The sequence below is a fragment of the Niastella sp. sgz303648 genome (assembly GCF_059587045.1).
The window spans coordinates 438,687-461,992 of record NZ_JCAPSW010000006.1 but is presented as its reverse complement, the minus strand read 5'-3'; the positions used below and the strand labels follow the sequence as shown (position 1 = coordinate 461,992).

The following is a 23,306-nucleotide window of genomic DNA, read 5'->3' as shown; positions in this document are numbered from 1 at the left end:
AGGGCTTTTACTTCGTTCCTTCGACTACGCTCAGGATCGCTTTACTTTCTTCTACCGGTAATTTTAATTGATAAAGTGTATGTTCTTTTACATTATTCAATATCATTACCGGTAGTGTATTGCAAAAAGGAATGTTTACAGCCGAAAGGTTAAGGTTTTGTACGTCATCAAAAATACAGGCAGGGCGGTAATCGGATTGTTGTAAACCCAGTTGTATGTTCTGCAAATGTAAGCCGTTTACATGCCGTACATACAGCCCCCACGAAGGAAGTTCCCCAAACATCGAGAACTCGGGATAACCCGACACATTTTCAGGAACACGATGTAAACTATCCCAGCCAAAAAAGGCTTTTTCTTTTGTACCGCCACCTTCATAGCTGACGATAATATTTTTCAGTTCAACGTTTTCAATAGTATGCCCCGGCAAACCAACTATCGAGGCGGGAAATACATTATGCGAAAACTTTTGAAGTGGCCCTTCAACAGGATAGCCAACATCGGGTTTACCGGCCGGCACCTGCACCTGTACATCGGCAATCACAATATTTTTAATAATGCTGTACACACTATCGTTGTTACGATGACCAAGCCTGATGAAGATGGCATTACCGGTATTTGTTGCCTTTACGTTTTGTATGTTTACATTTTCTAAAAAACCGCCATCAACTGCTTCCAATGCAATTGCCGAGCGATAAGTATCATAAACGGTAAGATGCTGAACCACAATATTCCTGAACCCGCCCCGTGATCCTGTTCCCAATTTAAAAGCGCTGGCGCTGCTGCGCAGGATACAATCAGATACGGTAATATTTTCACAGGTGCCGGGATCGCCTTCTGACTTTAAACAAATGCCATCATCGGCTGCATCTACAAAACACCTGGTTATTGAAACGTTGTGCGAGTTTACAATATCAATACCATCGTTGTTCCAGTATTCGGTGCTGTTTACGGTTACACTGTCGATCACCACATTTTTACAACCTCTGTAGTCCTGCACCCAGCCTGCGCTGTTTTTAACCGTAATTCCTTTTACCGTTACATCGGTACAACCGGTAAAAACAATAATATCAGGACGGCTTTTTTCGGTGGGCCGTTTTATTTTCCATTGTTCATCCTGTATAACGCCCTGATGTAACAGTTTAAACATGTTCTTTACGAGCTCGCGGCCACGGCCATCAATTTCGCCGGTACCGGTAATAGCAATCCGTTGCTGATCTTTTGCCGTGATCAATGCCTCTACTGTTTCTTTTCCATAATCAAGGCGGTTGATGCTGCCCAGCAATACGGCATCGTTATGTAACCAAATATTCACTCCGGTTTTTAGATGAATAACACCTGTAACAAATCGTCCGGCCGGAATAATTACTTTACCACCGCCGGCAGCTGCTGCTTTATCAATAGCTTTTTGAATGAATACGGTATTAAGGGTACGACCATCGCCTTTGGCGCCGAAAGCAACAATATTATATGTCTTAGACTGACAAAAAACAATATCCGAAAGAAAGAGTAGTGATACTATTAAAAACCATGAACAATTCACTATCAGTATAATTTAATGTTGTTACAAATTGTTAACTGCTTGAAAAAAAAACTCCAGACTGGAAAGTCCGGAGGTCAGTGTATTACTGCTACATGATTATGAAAAAAAAGTTGCTATCAGTAAAATTTGGTTGGGTACTTCGACTATTTGCCGATCCTTCGACTACGCTCAGGATTTTCAGGTTTCACATAAACCGGACCCTCGCGGGCCCGGTTACTCTGTCATCGCCTTTCCTAAAACTAAAAGTTTAGTATCCAGGGTTCGGTGTAAGTTTCGGATTTACTGCAAATGCATTTGTAGGTATCGGGAAAAGACGACGGTACTGGTCAGCATTGGTTTTGAAACCCCATGTTCCTTCGTATTTTCCATATCTGAGCATATCGTTCCGGTGCCAGGCTTCCCAGGCAAATTCACGGCAACGCTCATTGTATACGCTGTCTAAGGTGATATTTGTCCATGCAGTTGAAGTAGTACGATTAGCTCTGAGCGAGTTGGCCAGTGATAAAGCTGTTTGGCTCAGGGTAGCTGTTCCACCACGCAGGATTGCTTCGGCTTTCATCAGCACTATATCAGAATACCTGAAAATGGGAATATCATTATTCTGGTTTCTGCTGGCTGAAGTAGCATCGGGATAAAACTTAATGTTGCGATATCCCATGTTCCAGGCAACTTCATCATTACCAACATCAAAGGTTGCAGTGCTTTGACGAAGCACGATATTGGGTGTAAGATTTACGTTGTAAATATATTTATTAGTATCGCCGGGATATGTGAAGGCATCATAACCTCCCTTGGTAGTAATAATCGAAATGGGCGTTACACCATCTTTCTGGTATTGCGGGCCAACAAGCCATTGCTTGTTGCGTACATCGTTCGCATCATTAAAATATGCATAGAACTCAGGAAGGGTGCTTGCCGGGCCACCAGGTGTATAGGGTATGTTAAAGTAATTATAGCCATTACCTGCTGTTACAGAACCCATCGAGCGCGGTACATCATACCGTGCATGGTAGTTGGCCGAACGGAATGGGAAGCTATTGCTCGAAGTGGCATCATACGGTATTGCGAATATGAACTCATCCTTGCTGCCAGCAGCTGTTGGGCCGTTGGTAGGATAGAACATTTGTAAATAATTAGCAAGCGACGTTACGCTGAACTTACCCGAGCTAATGATAGCATCACATGCAGCGATACATTCATTATTTTTGGCTGTACCAGTATAGTACTGGGCATTCAGGTACATTTTTGCCAGCAATGCATAAGCGCCATATGCGGTAAACCGTCCGTAGGTTGATTTATCAACCGTAGTGCTTAAATAAGGGATGGCTGCTTTTACTTCATTTTCAATGAAAGTGAATACCTGTGCTCTTGGCGTTTTATCGCGCGGTGTAAAATCACCATACAAAGTATCGATGGGCACATTACCCCAGTTGTCCATCATATAAAAATAAGCCAATGCACGTACCATCTTCAGTTCGGCCAGATTGGTATTTTTTGCTGCGCCGGCTGGTTCTGTTGTACCCAAAATAGAAAGCTCCTGGTTCACCGTACCGATGATAGTCGACAGCCAGTACCAGTTACCATTAACATAACCATTGTCTTTAGTCCAGGTATGATAGTGCATTTCCAAATTTTGACCGCCATCGTACCAGTTACCACCGTGCGAAGGCATAAGGCCTTCGTCGGTGCTGTATGTTTGCTGAAAGAACCATTCAGCAGCTATGTTTCCCCGTAATGCCACATAGGCAGGGCCTGATGCAGAGATATACGAAACAGAGTCCTGCGGAAACACATCAGGCGTTAATTCTGTTGTTGCTTTCACCGTTATCTTGTGGCACGCGGTGAATGCACCTGCTGCCAACAAAAGGCTGGTAATATATTTAAGTTGTTTTTTCATATTGCTAAATTTTGCTTCTTAATTAAAAAGATACGTTTGCACCAAATAAGAAAGTACGGGTTTTGGGATAGAAGTTGTTGTAGTCAATTCCCGGAGCCAAACCACCCTGATTCACTTCAGGATCTACACCTTTGAACTTAGTGATCACAGCCAGGTTGTTTCCTGTTACATAAAGTCTGAGTGATTTAATGTAATTCGGTATCTTTTTAAAATTATAACCCAAAGTAGCATTGTCGAACCGGATATAGCTTCCGCTTTCAATAAAGCGTGAAGAATACTTATAGGCATTCACGTCTTTGGTAGACTCCCCTGCTGCATCCACCAGAATATTGGTGTATTGTGCGGTGCTGGGCCTAAACAGATCTGCGCGGGTAGCATTGAAAATCTTGTTTCCAAATACTCCTCTGATAGAAACGTTCAGGTCAAAATCACCATATCTGAACGTGTTGGCCCATCCCAGTAACAGTTTAGGCTGTGCATTTCCCATATAATGGTAATCGGTACCACGCAGCGGAGCTGTAGTTAAAGTTTTTCCATCGGCTTTGTAGAACTGTGAAACGCCGTTGGCATCTTTTCCTGCATATTGTAAAGTATAGAACTGACCCAGGGCATAACCTGATTTCAACAATTCCAGTGAACTACCCGATTGGCCGCCACCTTCCGGAAAACCAACGCCCAGTGAGTCGCCACCACTAAATAACGGGTTCGTTAAGCTGGTGATCTTATTTACGTTGTGGGCCAGGTTCAGGCTGCTTGTCCAGCTCATTTGGCTGTTCGAAACAATGGTTGCATTCAGAGCTAATTCAATACCTTTATTTTCTATGCTACCACCGTTGGCCCAGATGCTACCGGCAGGTACAAGAATCGGGTCAATATTGTACTTGAAGATCATGCCCGTTGTTTTCTTGTCGTACACATCAACTGAACCGCTCACTTTTCCTTTCAGTACAGAAAAGTCTAACCCAATATTCGTAGTAGCAATTTCTTCCCATTTTAAATCAGGATTGGCAGCAGCTGTAGGACCATAAGCGGCAGTTAATCCGCCATTATAATAGTATGTACCTACAGAACCCAGGATAAACTGTGCAGTATATGCGCCAAACCCAAAGGCATTACCGGTAACTCCATAGCTGGCTCTCAACTTCAGGTCGCTGAAGATATTCTGCGTTTTCATGAAGTTTTCTTCGCTGATTCTCCACGCGGCAGCTACCGAGGGGAAGTAACCCCAGTAATGGTTAGCACCAAATACCGAGCTTCCGTCTCTTCTTATAGAAGCCTGTAAGAAATATTTTTCAGCATAATTATATTTCAACCGGGCGAAGTCTGATATCAGCCTTGTTTTCTGGTAAACACCGGTACCACCAAAGCTGATTTGTGTTGAATATGCATACGGATTGCTTAAAGCCAGGTTCATGTATCCTATATTGTCAACGGGAAAATTATAGGTAGTAGCCTGAAAGCCATCTCCGTTTACATTTTCCTGCCATGAATAACCTACTACAGCATTGATATTGTGATGACCAAAGCCTTTTTCCCAGGTAAAGAAGGTTTCCATCAGCTTACTTGTATTACGGTAAGCGTTTCTGGTAGCCTGTCCGTTACTACCAAAAGCCTGCAGGCTGTGACCATAGGTATTAGGATCGGGATTATCGTACATCCCGCTGTATTTACTGATAAAATATTTGTCGAGATAAGAACCGTACATGCTTGAATTATTAATGTAAGCAAGGTTCAGATCATACGTTAAACCGAAAGGCAGTTTTACATTGGTGGTAAAGTTGCCCATCAGGTTATTATACTTGGTATTCATCTGGCTATGATTCATCATGCCCACAGGATTGTAGTAACCTGTGTTCTTGAAGTTTTCAAATAAGGTGCCATCTGAATTGTAAACAGGCGATACCGGTAAATAAAGCGCCGATTGCAATAAAACCGTATTGCGGTAAGGAATATCATCGGCACTGCTGTTTGAATTGGTTACATTCAAACCAAATTTCACTTTATCGTTCAACGCATATTGCTCAACCGAAAGGCGGGCAATTACGCGGGTTAAGTCACTGTTTTTAAGAATACCGGGCTTGTCGAAATAGTTGATGCTTGCGCTGTAGTTACCGTGGTCGCCACCACCGCTGAGCGATAGGTTGTGACCGGTAGATACTGCCTGATCTCTTTGAATTGCCTTCTGCCAGTTGGTATTGGCGCCTTTATCATCGGTAGGTGAAAAAGCGAGGCTATTCTTAGAAAGGAAATCCCTTAATTGACCTGCATCCATCATCTTGAGGCTTCTCGATACTTTTTCAATACCTACAAATCCATTGTAGCTTACTTGCGACTGTCCTTTTTTACCTCTTCTTGTAGTAACGATGATAACACCGTTGGCAGCGCGGTTACCATAAATGGCTGTAGCAGCAGCATCTTTCAACACATCGATTGAAGCGATATCTGCCGGAGCAATAGTGGAAATATCAGCACCGGGAATACCATCAATTACATAGAAAGGTCCGCCAGGACTATTAATAGTCGAAGCACCGCGTAAAATAACAGCAGCAGGTTTGTTAGGATCGCCACTTGCGGTAATATTCATGCCTGGCACTTTACCCTGCAGCAACTGGCCCACATCACTAATGGCGCCTTTGTTAAGATCATCGGGTTTAACAGTGGTAATGGAGCTCGTCAAAGCTTTGCGTGAGCTTTTACCATAACCTACTACCACCACATCTGTCATTACTGTTGCAGAGGTGCCTAGTTCAATGATGTACCTTGTTTGTGTTCCAACTAACAATTCTTTGTTTTCAACTGAAATACCACTAAATACCAGCGTTTCGCCTGTTTCGGCGGGAATGCTGAACGTACCATCGTTTTTGGTAACTGTAAGAACATTTTTTTTGCCTTTAACAGAAACTGATATGCCTGCCAAAGGCTTACCTGTTGAATCTGTTACTGTACCATAAATAAGCGATGATTGTGCCAGCGTAAAAAGCGGCGATAGCAAAAGCAGGAGCAATAGGTGAATACCCGCACCTTTCGGGAGCGACCGACAGAGCAATCTCATAATGAAAGTTTTAGGTTTTAAAAGTGTTGGTTCTTCTTTAACGGTTTTTTAAAGCGTTCTTCCTATACGATCATAAATGGATCCATCTATTAAGTGTATGCGATACATTTATTAGCGTAACTTTAAAAAAACACAATATCAATTAATATATTGTGTCTTTCCATGTAATTACTTCTAACAAATTGCATAGGTATATGCTACATTAAATCATGTAGCACATGATCCCTCCTTATAATTGCATTGGAATGGATAAAGGCTTTATGCTTGCGTGTTGGCTTGCTAAAATTTAATGGTAGATGGCAGATACTTAGCCACCAGATCTTCATAATAAGGTCGTAGCTGTTTCCAGTCTGGTTGTGTTGGACATTTAGAATAAAGGTCGTAAGGGTTAAATAGTTTTACCCATTTTAACATTTCACGGTCATGATCATCGAGTAAGTGATCGTAAGCCGCTTCGCGATGCCAGGCGTAAAAAGAGTGATAACGTAACATATACAATCCGGGCTCGGGCAGATAATCTTTAAGCATCTGATACACATATTCATCGTGGCCCCACGACATATTTATATTACGTAACCCGCAATTGGGAGCGTATACTCCATATTTGCTGCTGTATACGGGATCGCTGAAATCGGTATTGTGTTTGAAAAACTCAGGATAAACCACTTTGTCTGAATAAGCGCAACCAACCGGGAAGGTATCACCAACAACGGCCCATTGCGGCTCTCCGAATAAACAAAGCACTTTACCCATATCGTGCATCAGGCCGGTAAGCACCATCCAGTCGGGATGCCCGTCGGCACGGATAGCTTCCGAAGCCTGTAATAAATGTTGAAACTGATCGAGGTCTGTATCGGGATCTGAATCGTCTACAAGCTGGTTCAGGAAATTAAAGGCATCCCAAACCGACATTTCCTTGCGATTGAACTGTAAAAAGTCGCTTTTCTTTTGTTGAACGAACTCATACGTTTGGTAAGTATGATTCAGGCGATAAAACTCACGAACCGTATCCCTGGAGGGATCGTCATAATTTCTATATTCTTCTTTTGCTTTTTCTTTGGCTATAGTATCAGGGTCCGGATAGCGCTGCAATACATCGTCTTCCCACTCATCCAGACTTCCAAGAGGATTAATTTCTTTCGCAGAGAATTTTTCTGGTGCAGCCATGTGCAATCGTGTTAAAAATTAAGACTGGTTTTGATTCCTTTCGGCAACTAAGTTCTACTTTTTGGCTAAAGATTGTTAGCATTACTTTAACTTTATTTACGAAAACGGTTGCGACCTTTAGGTAGCTGTTATTAATGTTACCGGTCTGTAACTAAATCATTTAAGCATAGTTTAAATCTAATGAGTAAAGTAAATATCAAGGCGCTCGCAGATCAATTGCATCTTTCTGTTTCAACTATTTCAAAAGCTTTGCGCGACAGCTATGAAATAAGTGAAGAAACCAAAAAGAAGGTACTGGATCTTGCCACCGAATTGAATTATGTACCGAATCCTTATGCCAGCAGCCTGCGCAAAAAGAAAAGCAAAACGATTGCAGTAGTGTTGCCCGAAGTAGCTGACAACTTTTTTTCGCTGGCTATTAATGGTATACAATCAATTGCCGAAACAAAAGGGTACCATGTGCTCATTTATCTTTCGCACGAAAAATTCAGCAATGAAAAAGTAATTCTTGAAGAATTTCAAAGCGGCCGGGTAGATGGTGTATTAATATCTATCTCAAGCGAAACCAATACCTCGGAGCATATAAACAAGCTGCATGCTAATAATATACCGGTAGTGTTTTTCGATCGCGATCAGGACAATATCGAAACGGCACGGGTAACCACTAACGATTTTGAATGTGGCTATATGGCTGCCAATCATTTACTGGCAAAGGGTTGCCGGCAACCTGCTTTCATCTCTATATCCAAAAGTTTACCGATTTGTTTACACAGGATAGAAGGCTTTAAAGCAGCATTGAAAGAAGCAGGCATACCCGAAAATGAGAATCAGGTGATCGATTGCAGCGATGAAGGTAGCACCTATCAGCATATAAAAAAAATACTGCAGAGCGAAAACCGCCCCGATGGCCTCATTGCGTCGGTTGAAAAAATTGTAACGCCGGTTTACCTGGCCTGCCATGAGCTACATATAAATATACCGCGGGATATTAAAGTGATCGCTTTCGCTACGCTCGAAACCGCTCCTATTTTAGATCCGCCATTGACCACTATTACCCAGCCGGCCTTTGAAATCGGCAAAGCCGCTGCCACACTGCTTTTCAAGGGCATCGAAAAAAGCACTTTCGATCTGAAAAAAGAACGGATGGTGATTCCTTCGGTGTTGATTACCAGGGAATCGACTGAGTGAATGGGGAGCAGGCAATGGGCAATAGGCAGTAGTTAACAGCAAGTGGATAATGGCGACTCATGAATGGTCAATGGTCAATGGTCAATGGTGAATAAAAATGATGAGCAGGTTGCCGCATGCCAGCACTTTTTATGTAGAATTGTATAATCTAAAATCTTCTCACTCTCAATCCCTACCCTACTTTATTTCCCTCATCTTATATTCTACTTCTTACTTCTGACATCCGACTTCAGACCTCAGACTTCCGACTTCTGGCTTCCAACTTCATATAAAAAAATTTCTGTTAAAAAGAAAGAAGTTCGGCGCGATTGAAATGAAAAGGATAAATTGTGTGTTTAATTATCACCAGCTCAACGATTGCAAATGAGACTACACTTAGCCGACTATCTCATCATTCTTGTATATTTCATATTTGTTATTGGCGTAGGATTTCTTATCAAAAAGAAGATCAAATCAAGCAACGACTTTTTAACCAGCAACCGTAGTATTCCCCTTTGGATCACCAGTCTGGCCTTTATTTCGGCTAACCTTGGCGCACAGGAAGTTATTGGCATGGTCGCTTCCGGAGCGAAATACGGAATCATGACGGTGCATTTTTATTGGGTAGGCGCCATCTTTGCCATGGTGTTCCTCGGCGTTTTTATGATGCCGTTTTATTATGGAAGCCGCGCGCGAAGCGTGCCCGAATACCTGTCGCTTCGCTTTGATGAAAAAACCAGAGGCCTGAATGCTATATCCTTTGCCGTTATGACGGTTTTTTCATCGGGCATTTCATTGTATGCACTGGCTAAACTGATGGAAACCATTCTGCACTGGGATTTCGATATTTCAATATGGGTATCGGCCGGTATAGTAATGGTATATACATTCCTTGGCGGTTTAACCAGTGCGGTATACAACGAGGTGCTGCAGTTCTTTTTAATTGTATTGGGTCTTTCACCGCTGGTGATCATATCACTGCACGATGCCGGCGGATGGGCAAATATAAAAGCACAGTTACAACCTGAACTTACACATGCCTGGAAGTACATGGGCAATGCCAACGACAATCCCATGGGTTTGCACTTTATGTCGCTTATATTCGGTTTGGGTTTTGTGATGTCGTTCGGTTATTGGTGTACCGACTTTCTGGTAGTTCAACGGGCTATGATCGCCAAAAACATGGGCGATGCACAACGCACACCTATTATTGCCGCCATTCCTAAAATGATGATGCCTTTAATTGTAGTACTACCAGGTTTGATTGCGATCACATTAATGCAACCCGCATTATTATCGAAAGGATTTCGCATTCCTACTACAGCCGATGGACAGCTCGATTATACCATGACGCTACCCTCGCTGATAGCCCACTACTATCCCAGTGGCATACTGGGTGTTGGTATTACGGCATTGATCGCTTCATTTATGAGCGGCATGGCCGGTAATGTAACGGCTTTCAACAGCGTTTTTACATTTGATATATACCAGTCGTATTTTGTAAAAAATCGCAGCGACCGGCATTACCTGCTGGTTGGTAAATTCATAACGGTGGTTGGTATACTTATTTCTATTGCCACTGCGTATATAGCCAAAAGCTTCAACAACATCAACGACTTTCTGCAACTGGTATTCGGATTTGTGAACGGGCCGTTGTTCGCCACTTTTTTACTGGGCATGTTCTGGAAGCGCACAACGGGTCATGGCGCATTCTGGGGACTGGTCGCCGGAACCCTGGCTGCTGCTGTAACACATGGCGTAACCATTGCTGAAGGCAAAGGTGGCTGGATAGCACCGCTGTATATAATTAAAAGCGGTATGGGCCAGGCGTTTATTGTGGCCGCCTTTTCGTGGGTTGTAAACTTTAGTACAACCATACTGGTAAGTTTGGTTACCAAACCGAAGCCCGATGCCGAACTGAAAGGACTTGTTTACTCCCTTACCGAAAGACCAAAATATCACCAGCAGAAATGGTATTTGAAAGTCGTACCGCTTGGCCTTTTGCTGCTGGTAATAACTATTTTACTGAACATACTATTCTTTTAATATGCTGAACGCCCAACGCTTAACGCAGAACGCAAAACGCGCCTCCGGGTGCAGCGTTAATCGTTAAGCGTTTTGCGTTCTGCGTTAAGCACCGTTCTAAAACATATTACTATGTATAAAAAATTAAATGACCTGCAATTTGTGATCGGCTTATTTTTTTCGGTAGTATCTGTAATATTACTGATCAGCGTATTGATGAACGATGGCGCTACCGTTAAAGTGAATATTTATACAGGTGTGGTATTTCTTATTTTCGGTCTGTTCATGATGTTTTTAAGAAGCAACAAACCGGGATAAACAACAAATTAATACATATACTCCGGCGGTGTAACGCCATTGGTACGCAAATAAATAACTGCCTGCGCGCGATGATGGGTAACATGATCAATGGTAGCATGAACGCCATTGACGGCTTCATCGGTGAGCTTTTGTTTTTTCACTTCATCTCTTAATGAATCGTAAGCCTGGTTCAGATACGATTCGAGTTGTTGCTTATTGCCTGTTCCGGCAGGCGGGTTCCATTCGGTTTTGTTTCCTTTTACATAATTATCGTTCCACCATAATATGCCATAGGCAATATGATGCAACAGTTCGGCAAAATTCCAGCCGGCGCCCGATGGTTTAAAGTTGTATCCGTTTTCGGGCATGGCATCTGCTACCTGTAATGTGTAATTTCTTGAATTTTCTACTGTTGACAATAATTGTTCTTTCATGATGCTGAGTTTTCGACAAAGCTATTTTGCAGCTTTGCCGATCACTTTAGAAATCTTGCTTTTTTTCGAAAGACCGAAAACCGAAGCCGGAAGTCTGAAGTCAGAAGTACTTCCGGATATGCCCTGTTCACAATTCGCCATTGCCAATTGCCTGTTGCCCATTGCCTATTGCCTTTTCTCCATTCACCGTTGACGATTCACGGTATGCTGCCGGGGGACATTTATACTTCTGCTTAAACGCAGCTGTAAAATGCTCGATGCTGTTAAAGCCCGATGAAAAAGCAATATCTGCCACGGGTTGTTGGGTATTGCGTAATAACAGTTCTGCATTTTTAAGGCGGGTGGTGAGTAAATATTGATGAGGCGATACAGTGGTAAAAGTTTTGAACAGGCGGCTGAAATGAAACAGACTCACATAACAATGATCTGCAATCTGCATCAGAGAAATATCATCGGTAAAATGCTGTATAATGTATTCTTTGGCCCTTTCGATGGTAATGAGATGGTTTTGCTTCAGCCGGGCATTGATGCGGTTATCGGGCTTATAATCGGTGATATTACCAAGCACTTTTTCAATGATCTCCATCACCATATTATCAATTTGCAGTTTGCCGCCAGCGTGTGTTAGCACCAGTTGTATTATCTGAAAGTGAAGGAACTCGGTTTCGGCGCCGGTTTTTATAAGAGTAGAATGCCAATCGTTATCTCGAAAGAAAGGTATACCGCCGTAGTGTTCAAGCAATTCATTAAAAAAATCATTTTTAAATTCAAAGATGGTGCATTCATCGGGTATGGCATGGGTATGCGTTACCGTACGTTCGTAACCGGGTTTGGTAACCAAAACACAACCGGTATAGGAATCGAGCGAATGCCTGAATACATTGAACAGAAAATTCCCTTTGCGCACAAAGCTGATGCTAAACGCTTTGCTGTACTCAGGTTTCGACGTACGGCAATCCACACACCGGCATTTGAAATCCATTATGCGGTAAAAATCAGATTGGTATAACGTACTGATATCGGCATCCATCGATGCAAAATTACAGTTTTCCTGCTTTTGCCATTTTGTAAATAATCATGCAGGGGGGTGCAATTTGTAGCATGATTTTTGCGCTTTATTTTATAACTTAGAGCAGATCTTTTAAATGTTTTCCCACGCTGAAATTCCGGTCTTCTTCTTACTACTCTCTTACTATTCCCTTACTATTGTCTTACTGTTGTGTTACTGCTAATATGGGTTCACTATATGGCGCATATAGGGCAGATATAGGGCAGATATAGGGCGTACATGTATCGTCCCTACAGGACGGCACCAATATGTGTCACCTTTCTACCAACATTTTGGCGCCTAACGGCTCTACCAACATTTCGCGCCTAACGGCGCTACCAGCATCTCGTGCCCAACGGAACGGCACTACCAACATCTGGTGCCTAACGGCACTATTTGCCTGCAGATACGTTATTTCCGGCGATCTTACTTTTTATACCTGCTGCCTGCAGTTTAGTGATGACGAATGCTGCCAGCTGTTTGCCCTGCTGCTGGCCGTTTTCGATGGCATCGCGGTAATGAATGCCGCCATACAATCGCGAAATAGCCGCTTCAGCAGCCGCTTCGCGAAATGAATTAAATGTGCGGGGTGTAATTTCAAACAGCTCTTCCGAATTATCGGTAAATACAAAACGATCGCCCAGGTAATATGTAAGCACTTCGGCTGCAGCAGTTGATATCACACTGTGACCGCTGGTATATTCAGGAAAAGGGGGCGTTTGCAACAGGGGTTGCCACTTGATATCGATATAGCGGTTTATATATGTTTCAGGCCGAATGCGGTTGCTGTTGTATTTTTCGTCCCAGCAACTGATAAAAGCATCCATTAAGGTTACACCTACAAGTGCATGTATGGTTACTGCCGAACTAAAATCGAGCTGCGCCTTTTGAGCGGCTATGCCGGTAATATTCATCCAGTGCCCTCCCGGACTTATCTTTTTAAACCCAATGGACATATGGCCCGCTGTAGCCACTGCAAAAGGATTGCAATCCCAGAATGAAGCAATGTTTAACTGTTCCTGTGCCGGATGCAGCGATATATCGTACACTTCTTTCGCAAGTTTGTAAAAATTACTGGTGCTGTCTTTACTAAATGTCGCCGGCGGCAATGGTTTAAACTGATTACACGAATCGATCACCAGCGGCCGCACCGTTTTCCAGTTGGGCTCAACAGCTTCCATATAAGCGGGTGGTGTAGGATACCAGTATTGCTCACCTTTTACCGGCGTATACCTTAATTGTGCGCTTAATTTGCCATACCGGTCGGTTTTGGTATATTCAAGTATACGTGCCGCTATATAATTCGCTACAGCCACCGAGCTGTCGATTATTTTACGGGGTATTTTATTTTTCTGCATTTCGCGCACAAACTTTTCTTCATCTTCTTTCAGCATAAAGCCCGATGGCAACAGCAGCCGTCCGCTTTCGAGTATGCAGTACAGGGCAGCAATGCGATAATCGTATGCGGTTTTAGAGGTTGTTATTCCATATCTTTTGTATTGCTTAAGAAATGAAGATAACGCGCTGAGGGTAGTATCGTGCTGCGAAACAATTTCATAAGCGCCCAGTATGCAATAGGCATAATACCTGCTGGCAGCCGGCGGGTTCACCACATCGTGCATCATGATCTTTGATAATGAAAAAACAGCCGGTTGCAGGTAACGGGTAAATGCCGCGTCATTTTTTTGTGCCTGACTGTTAAACGAACAGCAAAGCAGCACAGCAAGCATACACCGGTAAATGGTTTTTTGAAAAACAAAACGAATCACTCCGGCGCCTGCTTCCAAACGCCTGAGTTCACTATTTATCAACGCATCCATCTTTAATTGTGTCATATTACTGTACTTTATAAAACTGTAACCCTTCATTGCTAATGCCAATTACAATATACCGGGTGTTATTTACTTTTATTTCAGTGGCCGATTTTACATCTCCTTTAATGGCAAGTCCGGCGGGGCCCTGTGAAACATAATTAAAGGCGCCTTTGCCATCACCGGTGAGCAAACAACCGTAGTTTGAATTGATGCTTCCCATTTTTAACCGGTTGTCGGAATGATTGCCTAACAACAACAGGTCTTTTTTGCCATCGTTGTTAAAATCATCGGCAATTATATTTGTGACCACCGAAAACTGCGCCTGCATGGGCAGTTCAGTTGCCACGAACTTTCCATTTCGATTCAAAAAAAGAAGGGTACGGGTTTCTGTAACAGAAAGCTTGCCTGCCTTTTCCAGTTCTTCTTTTGAAAAAATATCTTTCATAGTGGCCATACAATAGGCTGCATAGGACGTGAACTTTTTACGCATGGGGTAAATCTGTTCATTCAATTCGTCGCGGCTCACAAAGGGATAACTTACGCCCTGTATGTAAAAATTAAAAAAAGGATCAACAGATCCATTGTTATCAAAATCGGCATAGTACAATTCGCCGGGTTCTTTTTCCGAAACATGAATGCATGAATTAAGACCCAGGTTGCCGGCAATTATATCATCCTGTCCGTCCTGGTCAACATCGGCGACCATTAAAGAAAACCAGAACCCGTTGGGCATTTTGTCGAAGTAAACATTTGTTTTATCAACAAATCCGTTTGGGGTATTGATAAAAACGGCTATGGGCATAAACTCGCCGCAGATGATTAAATCCTTGCGGCCATCTTTATCAACATCAACCCATTGGGCATCGGTTACCATACCGATTTTACTGAACGGTTCAGGTGCAATGCTGAAATGGCCTTTGCCATCGTTCACCAGCAAAAAAGAGGTTGGCGTTACCGGATAACGCCCGGGGATTACCCGACCACCTATAAACAAATCGATATCGCCATCGCCATCGTAATCATAAGGCCGTACACATGATTTACTGTTTGCGCTAAGGTCGGGCAACGAGCCGGGAAATAATTTCAAATGACCTTTACCGTCATTTAAATACAAATCGTCCTGCAACGCCGGGGTACCGGGTTCAAATAACGAGTAGCCTCCTTTGGCTACATACAAATCAGGATAGCCATCGCCATCTGCATCAAAAAATGCAGCAGCCGCAATGGCGCTGGTATTTTCATCCCCGATAAGCAAATTGGGTTCTTCATAAAAGGATCCTTTGGTATTCTGAATATATAATTTGCCTGGCTTGTCTTTGTCGCCACTTACAAACAAGTCGTCGAGGCCGTCTTTGTTTACATCTCCTTTGGCTACCACAGGCCCTGTTTTTGAATACATGAACAACATCAGCAACTGGCGCTTGAAATCATTTTCGGTGAAGTCGGCATGTTTGTAGGTAAATAATTTATTGCCGGGTGTAAAAACCGGTTTGCCTGCATATACAGGATCATCATCAGTTACGGGTTGAGGCTGGCTGTAATTAATATCGAGTTGTTTGTTGGCCTGTACATTGGTAAGCAGCTGCATGGTATGATCGGGCCATATGATCTTTACCGAATCTATAACCGCTGAACTATCTACTCCAAAATGCAGGCGGGTAGTAACGCATGAAAGATAACCGCGTGCAGGGTTCACTTCGGCATATTGCACTGTATGATGGTTGTATAAGAGCACTTTTGTACCGATAGCAAACAGGTTCGGTTGTTTATACCTGAGGTTCAGGGAAAGAAAGCCTGCCTTTGTGGTTTCTCTTGCGGTATTTCGGTACACGAAGGCGTTTTCATTGATGTTGTTAACTACAAGATCCAAATCGCCGTCATTATCAAGATCAGCATATACCGCTCCGGAGGAGATCGCCGGTTTATCCATTCCCCATTGTTTCTGTTCGTTTGAAAATGTGCAATTATGGTTATTCCTGAAAATATAATTCGCAATGGTGGTCGACGGCATGGCTTTCACAAGATCCATCATTAATACAGGCTCGCGGTCCATGGCCTTTTTAATTTTATAATCGCCCCAGTATCGTAAAAAATCCTTGTTGGTATAATCGCGCAAATAGCCATTGGTTATAAACAGGTCTTTAAAGCCATCATTATCAAAATCGGCAAACAGCGGGCACCAGCTCCAGTCGGTATTTGATACGCCGGCCAGCTGGCCGATTTCGCTGAATGTTAAGGCCTCCCCCTTACCCCCCCCGGTGGAGGGGGAATTGTCCAAACCCTGCTCTGAAGAAGAAGGAGAAGGCCCATTATTTAATTGCAGCATATTTCGCATATACTGCGGATTTAAACCCTGGTTCACCATTAATGAAAATGATTCATAGTTTTCCTGCAGCTGTAATAATTTCTGGCGCCGGTTATCTTCGGGCAACATGTCGAGGGTTATAATATCGGGCAGGGCATCGTTATTAAAATCGGCGATATCAACACCCATTGAAAACTGCGATAAATAACGAAGGCTTTTATCGGCCTGGTTGGTGAAAGTACCGTTGCCATTATTGATGTACATGTAATCGGGTTCGTTGTAATCGTTCGTTACATATACATCCTGCCAGCCGTCTTTATTAATATCGGCAATGGCAATGCCTAATCCAAATGTAAGCGGGTTTTGCCTGATACCGGCTTTTTTCGATATATCGTAAAAATGATTATTTCTGTTTTCGTATAATTTATTGCCGGCCAGTGTATCAACTTCATCGCGATAACGGGCCAGCTCCATATTGTCGATTTTTTTGGTGCTGTGGTTCAGCAAAAACATGTCGAGGTCGCCATCATTATCAAAATCAAAAAACGCAGCCTGTGTGCTGTAGCTTTTATCATCGAGCCCGTAGGCGGCTGCCTCTTCTTTAAATGTATTGTTATGCTGATTTATGAAAAGCTGGTTTCTTCGCATGTCGTCAGAAACCTTGCCTGAGTAGCAAACATAAATATCCAGCCAACCGTCGCCATTTACATCGGCCATGGTAACGCCGGTTTTCCATCCACCCGGGCGCCCGGCCAATTCTTTGCATGCTTCTTTCGTAATATCTTTAAACGTAAGGTTTCCTGTATTCAGGTACAGTTTATTTTCATTCATATTGGCAACAAGGAACACATCTTCAAGCCCGTCGTTGTTTATATCTCCAACCGCTACACCACCGCCGTTGTAAAAATATTCATAGGCCAGCACATTCAGGTTTTCGGTTTCGCTGATGTGGTTTTCAAACTTAATATTGGTTTGTTTAGGGGTTAATAACTGAAAAAGCGGCGCCTGCGCATTGGCGCGGGCAACGCCTAACAGTATCAGCAGCGTACTAATAAGGGCAGTTGGTTTCATATTAATTACGCATTAGGGCGCTTTGTAAACTTATGTAAAAAACGACAAGACTACCTTTCGGTAGCCCTGTCTTTTATACTGCTAACAACGAACACTTATTTATCCCACCATACTTTTGCGCTCCATACATCACCACCACTTAAACCACTCACGGCTGTTTTGTAGCTATTGGGGTTGGTTGAAGCTTCTGTAGCAGGATATGGTTGCCTGCGCGGAATTGTTCCGTTTGAAAAATTACCGGTATAATTAACTGCTGTTAATGCAGGATAACCCGATCTTCTCCAGTTACTCCAGGCTTCAACGAAGTTCAGCTGGGTTCCTGTAGTAGCCCAAATTTGTTCATTGATGGCTTTGAGTGAATTGGTTGTAGAAGATACATCAAGCGGATTGGCCGTAGCATACGCATCAGCAACAGTAGACGATATAGCGGCATCGCTACCGTAAGGCGTTAAAGATTGTAATGCGGCCGACACACCATTTTTATAATGGGCGGCAGCACTTGAACCAACACTAAATCCACGTACTGCAGCTTCTGCCAGCAACAGTTCGGTTTCGGCATAGGTTAATACAAACAGCGGACCGCTTTGATTGCGATAGACCGCTCTTGGGCGCGAATACTTTCCCAGTTTGGTAGCATCGCTGCCGCTACCGGTAGTGCCTGTATAGGAAGGAGAATTGCTGATGTCAGTAGCGCCACCATTCAAATCGTAGCCATTAGGCAACCCTTTTTGATTGGCAGCTGTGTTATCGCCGGCATCCATAGCCTGGTTTGCTTTCAAACCTGCGGCCGGCACTTCGGCAATAATACTTAACCGGGGATCAACTTTGGCTGCAAGCCAGTCGATGAGGGTTTTGCTCCATCTTACCTGATACAAATCATCTGTAACACGCAGGGCATTGGCATTACCATTACCAAAGCCTTTGCTGTTATCGGCCAATACATAGGCATCATCGGCAACGCTGGCAAACGTACCACCTGTAGCAGCTTTTTCGGCGTATGTTTTAGCAGTGGCTAAATCGGCTTTTGTTAACCGCATGGCCAGCTTCAGCATCAGCGAATAACCAAACTTTTTCCATTTGGCAATATCGCCTTTATAAAACTGATCTGAACTTGGTTTATCTTTTGAAGCATCGAGCTTTGCAATTGCCGCATCCAGCTCAGAAAGCATGCCGGTATAAATAGTCTGTTGCCCGTCGTAGGCAGGCTGTGTAACAGCGGCTTTTCCCTGAAGGGCCTGTGTATACGGGGCATCGCCATATATATCGGTTATTTTTTGAATAGCGGCCACTTTCATAATGGTGGCTATTGCATTCAGGTTCGTATACTGCGATTTTCCCTCTGTTACAGATTTCATTTCATACGCCACGCTGGCTGCATGGTATTCCTGGTTCCAGGTTCTTCCCTGGTAATCGAGGGTATTGCTCGATGCTACGTATTTATCATCATTGCTGTGATAATTGGCCGAACCGGAAGAAGTGGATGCGAATATTTGCACCCAGCCATCCTGGAAAAGAATGGGGCCCTGGTAACCGGCTGTTGCATCAACAAAATCCCATTGAATTTGCGATAAAAAATAATTGGGATCCATGGTAGACGGAGATGCTGCCGTTGGGTTGGTATTTATACTATCAAAGTCTTTGGTACATCCTGCGATCATCATCGATGCCAGGCCTGTATATATCAATAACTTTTTCATCTGGATTCTTTTGCTTTTATTTTTTAATAATGTCAATTCAAATCGTCGTACAAAACAGTATTGTTTCTGTTTGATTATTTGAATTTAAAGTTGACATTTACGCCAAAGGTTCTGCTCGAAGGCAAGCTGGTCCCTTCGATACCTGCATATTTAACCGTATTAGAGAATCCTGCTTCAGGATCAATATTGCCTGATCTTTTCATCAATGCAGCGAGGTTGCGACCTACCAGCGAAACCTGAATAGCGCTGAATAAAGGCATTTTACCTATGTTTTTATCGGAGATGGTATAACCGATTGTAAGCTGGCGCAGCTTGATATAATCACCATTCAGCACATTAACAGCAGATACATTTTGCGCCAGGGCCATATAATAATCCTGTGCTTTGGCGGAAGTTGTATTAGTAGTACCGTTAGCCAGCACCCCTTTGGTAACGCCTGTTTCTCTTCCGTCCAAAGTCATTTGATGCAAACCTCTGCGGATAGCATAGTAATTGGAAGCAGAAAGAATTTTGTTGCCATAGTTATAGTCGATCAGGAAAGAAAGTGTAACACCTTTATACATGAATTCGTTATTGATACCTCCGTATAATTTAGGTAATACGCTGCCCATAGGTAACAATTTACCCCGAACCGGTAATCCGCTGGCATCTACAACCATCTGACCTTTGCTGTCGTATGTATAATCATATGCCATGATCTGCGGGCCCGACATTCCTTTTACAAATGCGGTGTTGGCATTTAACGGACGGTACGTACCAAGTGTTACCGGATTTCCTGCTGCATCAGTTTGAACTATTGTATTCTTTAACGTGGTTAAATTAAACGTAATATTCCAGTTAAAGTCTTTTTGCCTGATGGGGTTGCCGTTCAGGGTTACTTCAAGACCTGAGTTTTTGGTGCTACCGGTTGCCACATAGTTGCTTTGGTACCCTGTTGCAGAACTTAAGGTACCAGGCATAATTTCGTTCCTGGTTTTCTTGGTATAGTATGCGATATCAATACCCAGGCGATTATTATAAAATTTCAATTCTGTACCAACTTCCACTTCACTGGTTTTAAACGGCTTTAACAGGTTGTTAGGCAGTGCAGTACTGAAGTTACCGGTCGACAGGCCATTGAGTGTGTTGCCAATATTATAATATACAGCCGTTATATATGCATCACCGGGCTCACCACTGGTTTCGGCATACGATGCACGCAACTTACCATACGATAGTGCAGCCGGTAAATGAGCTATTTCACTGAAAATAAAGCTACCGGAAACAGAAGGCGTAAAGATGTTCCTTTTGCTTTTTGGGATAGCCGAATAATAAACAGTAGAATAAGCATCGTAACGGCCGGTAGTAGATAAAGTTAAAAAGTTCTTATAAGAAAAGTCGAGGGTGTAAAAAGCTGAGTTTACTTCTTTCTTCCAGAACTCATAGCTTCTTCCAAAATTCACTACGTTGTTGTAGCTGTATAGGTAAGGAAGTACAAACGGACCACCATTTATACCAATCAGCTCGTGCTGATTTTTACGCTGGTTGGCGCCAATAGCCGCATCGAGGTGAATATCGTCGGTCAGGTTTTTATTTACGCCAAGCATACCATCAACATTCAATTCAAAGTTTTGATTGGTTGCCTGGTTATTTAATGAACCGTGCTGATTTTGGGTATAGGCAGTTCCCCAGGGGGTAACTGAAAATATGCGGTCGTTTTCAATATCATATCCCACACGTGCCTGGGCATATAACCAGTCGGTTAAATTGTACCGGGTAGATATAGCAGAAATCAACCTTTTTCTATCCTGGTTATTTACCAGCTGATTTACCACAAACCAGGGATTGGTTACATAAATATCATCGCTGAATACAGTTTCAAAGCCGGTAGTAGTATCATAGCCCGGCGCCAGCAATTTCTCATCGACATTGGTAGCCAGGAACTGGCCGTTATTGGCATTTAAAGGACCATCACTTAAATAAGCTCTGTTTTTATCTTTCTGATCGATATAATTTGCCATTAACGAAACACTCAGTTTTGAGGTAATCTTCTGATCGATATTTAAGTTGATGGTTTTGCGGGTAATGCCGCTGTTGCGAATGATTGACTTATTATCGAGATTAGACATCGATAAACGGAAAGAACCTGCATCGGAACCTTTTGTTACCGATACGGTATTGGTAAAGGAAGGTCCCGTTCTGTAAAAGTTTTTGATATTGTCTTTAACAGCAGAATAAGCATGGGTTTTACCGTCGAACTGTATAACCTGGCTGCCATCTAATTTGGAGCCCCAGCTCATACGTGAAGTCATTTGAGCTTCAGATACAGTTGTAGGTTTGGCGCCGTATTGTCCCTGGCCGTATTGATATTGATAATCGGTATAATCAATTGCTTTATCGGCCATATAGTTCATATTATATTCAACCGATAAAGCGCCTTTTTTACCACTTTTGGTAGTGATCATAATAACGCCGTTCGAAGCTCTGGCGCCATATAATGCCGAAGCAGCCTGACCTTTCAGCACAGTCAAACTTTCAATATCATCGGGGTTCAGGTTACCAATACCATCACCCATATCGGCACCGCCCCACTCGCCTGAGCTACCTCTTTGGGTATTATCCATGGGCACGCCATTTATAACAAACAGGGGAGCGCCGCCGGTTGTGCTTGATAAGCCTCTTAAAAGTATACGGGCTGAACCTCCGGGGCCGCCACTGGTACCGTGTACATTTAAACCAGCTACTGTACCACTGAGCGATAATGCCAGGTTGGTTTCGCGGGCTTTGTTAATCTGATCTCCCACTACAGTAGATACAGCATAACCCACCTTTTTAGATTCTTTTGAAATACCCAATGCTGTAACAACTACTTCACCCAGTTGCTGGCTCGATTCTTCGAGTGCAATAGATACAGTACTTTCGCCAGCCTGCACATCAATCGTTTTTTCGGCAAAGCCAACAGAACTCGCAAGTAATGTTACTTTACCTGATGGCACCTGCAGGCTAAAAGCGCCACTCATGTCAGTAACGGTTTCAATGTTTTTCCCTTTTACTTTAACAGTTACGGAAGGAATCCCAGTACCAGCTTTGTCTTTAACAGACCCTGATATCTGTCGTGTTTGGGCCAGTACTGCCGAATGTAATAGTAATAAAGCAATTAGCAGGCGTACATGTCTCATTATGCAATTGGTTTTATGATGAAAAAAATAACTCACAGGTTATTTAAAAAATGACAATACAAGGACAAGCCGTCTTTTTACAGACTGCAAATCATTTTATGAATTCCTGGCTTTAAAATGTCTTCAGTTAAGGGATCGGTGAGATATCAGGTTTAAGGGTACCTAACAGAACGACATTCTGGTTTTATAATCATCTCTTTAGTAGTTAAAGAGGGTCGCATTATTAAGTGTAGCTGAATCGAATTTTGTAATAAAGAATTAACATTTCTTTTTTCGTTTGAAAGAAAAATCATCTATTATCAACCAAATGAGTTTCAATCAACCATGAGCAAAAAAATATTAGCAAACCCTATAACCCTTATAGGCAAAAGGTTTCAGAAAATGCTGCTTTCATTTCATAATTTTTTTTCAACCGAAAAAAGTTTTTTAAAAAAATCTGATTACAGTGAGTTGAATTAATGACACTTGTAGTTAAAGCCGTTAGTAACTAACGGAAGGGAAGTTTTTGTACCAGGAGGATCAATTGTATTTCAATAGCAGCTATCCAATTTCATTTAGCTGTTTTTTAGCAAAGCATCCAAATGTTTTGCCTAATAAAATAATAAGCCTGCTAAATTTTTTCAGCACCATT

The 23,306-nt window shown here is 42.8% G+C and carries 13 protein-coding genes; 3 read left to right on the top strand and 10 right to left on the bottom strand.

The features are described 5' to 3' along the window. Positions 1-7 precede the first annotated feature (7 nt). The 4 genes from AC59IL_RS19975 to AC59IL_RS19960 all read right to left on the bottom strand — a co-directional run bounded on the left by AC59IL_RS19975 (position 8) and on the right by AC59IL_RS19960 (position 7,656). On the bottom strand, positions 8-1,540 hold the full coding sequence (locus AC59IL_RS19975) for a glycoside hydrolase family 28 protein (RefSeq protein WP_496553957.1): 1,533 nt from the start codon (positions 1,538-1,540) through the stop codon (positions 8-10). Between the two features lie 247 nt (positions 1,541-1,787). Beyond that, positions 1,788-3,437 (bottom strand): RagB/SusD family nutrient uptake outer membrane protein, encoded by a 1,650-nt coding sequence (locus AC59IL_RS19970; RefSeq protein WP_496553956.1) that lies wholly within the window; start codon positions 3,435-3,437, stop codon positions 1,788-1,790. 22 nt (positions 3,438-3,459) lie between these two features. Next, positions 3,460-6,489: a SusC/RagA family TonB-linked outer membrane protein gene (locus AC59IL_RS19965; protein WP_496553955.1), complete on the bottom strand. Its 3,030-nt coding sequence runs from the start codon at positions 6,487-6,489 to the stop codon at positions 3,460-3,462. Positions 6,490-6,768: 279 nt separating this feature from the next. Further along, positions 6,769-7,656: an inositol oxygenase family protein gene (locus AC59IL_RS19960; RefSeq protein ID WP_496553954.1), complete on the bottom strand. Its 888-nt coding sequence runs from the start codon at positions 7,654-7,656 to the stop codon at positions 6,769-6,771. 180 nt (positions 7,657-7,836) lie between these two features. On the opposite strand from AC59IL_RS19960, the gene AC59IL_RS19955 reads away from it, so the two are divergent. The 3 genes from AC59IL_RS19955 to AC59IL_RS19945 all read left to right on the top strand — a co-directional run bounded on the left by AC59IL_RS19955 (position 7,837) and on the right by AC59IL_RS19945 (position 11,166). Then, positions 7,837-8,844, top strand: coding sequence for a LacI family DNA-binding transcriptional regulator (locus AC59IL_RS19955; RefSeq protein ID WP_496553953.1), 1,008 nt, complete (start codon positions 7,837-7,839; stop codon positions 8,842-8,844). Positions 8,845-9,207: 363 nt separating this feature from the next. Continuing rightward, on the top strand, positions 9,208-10,869 hold the full coding sequence (locus AC59IL_RS19950; protein WP_496553952.1) for a sodium:solute symporter family protein: 1,662 nt from the start codon (positions 9,208-9,210) through the stop codon (positions 10,867-10,869). A gap of 111 nt (positions 10,870-10,980) precedes the next feature. After that, positions 10,981-11,166 carry a hypothetical protein gene (locus AC59IL_RS19945; RefSeq protein ID WP_496553951.1) on the top strand — a complete coding sequence of 62 codons (186 nt, stop codon included), beginning with the start codon at positions 10,981-10,983 and terminating at the stop codon, positions 11,164-11,166. 8 nt (positions 11,167-11,174) lie between these two features. On the opposite strand, the gene AC59IL_RS19940 is transcribed toward AC59IL_RS19945, so the two are convergent. From AC59IL_RS19940 to AC59IL_RS19915, 6 genes are all read right to left on the bottom strand, one after another. Next, positions 11,175-11,582 (bottom strand): DinB family protein, encoded by a 408-nt coding sequence (locus AC59IL_RS19940; protein WP_496553950.1) that lies wholly within the window; start codon positions 11,580-11,582, stop codon positions 11,175-11,177. 127 nt (positions 11,583-11,709) lie between these two features. After that, the gene (locus AC59IL_RS19935) at positions 11,710-12,612 is read right to left on the bottom strand and encodes an AraC family transcriptional regulator (protein ID WP_496553949.1); all 903 of its coding nucleotides are present in this window, start codon (positions 12,610-12,612) and stop codon (positions 11,710-11,712) included. 410 nt (positions 12,613-13,022) lie between these two features. Further along, positions 13,023-14,465: a vanadium-dependent haloperoxidase gene (locus AC59IL_RS19930; RefSeq protein WP_496553948.1), complete on the bottom strand. Its 1,443-nt coding sequence runs from the start codon at positions 14,463-14,465 to the stop codon at positions 13,023-13,025. 1 nt (position 14,466) lies between these two features. Continuing rightward, entirely contained in the window at positions 14,467-17,820 is a 3,354-nt protein-coding gene (locus tag AC59IL_RS19925) for a VCBS repeat-containing protein (RefSeq protein WP_496553947.1), read from the bottom strand. Positions 17,821-17,915: 95 nt separating this feature from the next. After that, positions 17,916-19,517 (bottom strand): SusD/RagB family nutrient-binding outer membrane lipoprotein, encoded by a 1,602-nt coding sequence (locus AC59IL_RS19920; RefSeq protein WP_496553946.1) that lies wholly within the window; start codon positions 19,515-19,517, stop codon positions 17,916-17,918. 74 nt (positions 19,518-19,591) lie between these two features. Further along, complete coding sequence (locus AC59IL_RS19915) at positions 19,592-22,675, bottom strand: SusC/RagA family TonB-linked outer membrane protein (protein WP_496553945.1); 3,084 nt, start codon at positions 22,673-22,675, stop codon at positions 19,592-19,594. Positions 22,676-23,306 lie beyond the last annotated feature (631 nt).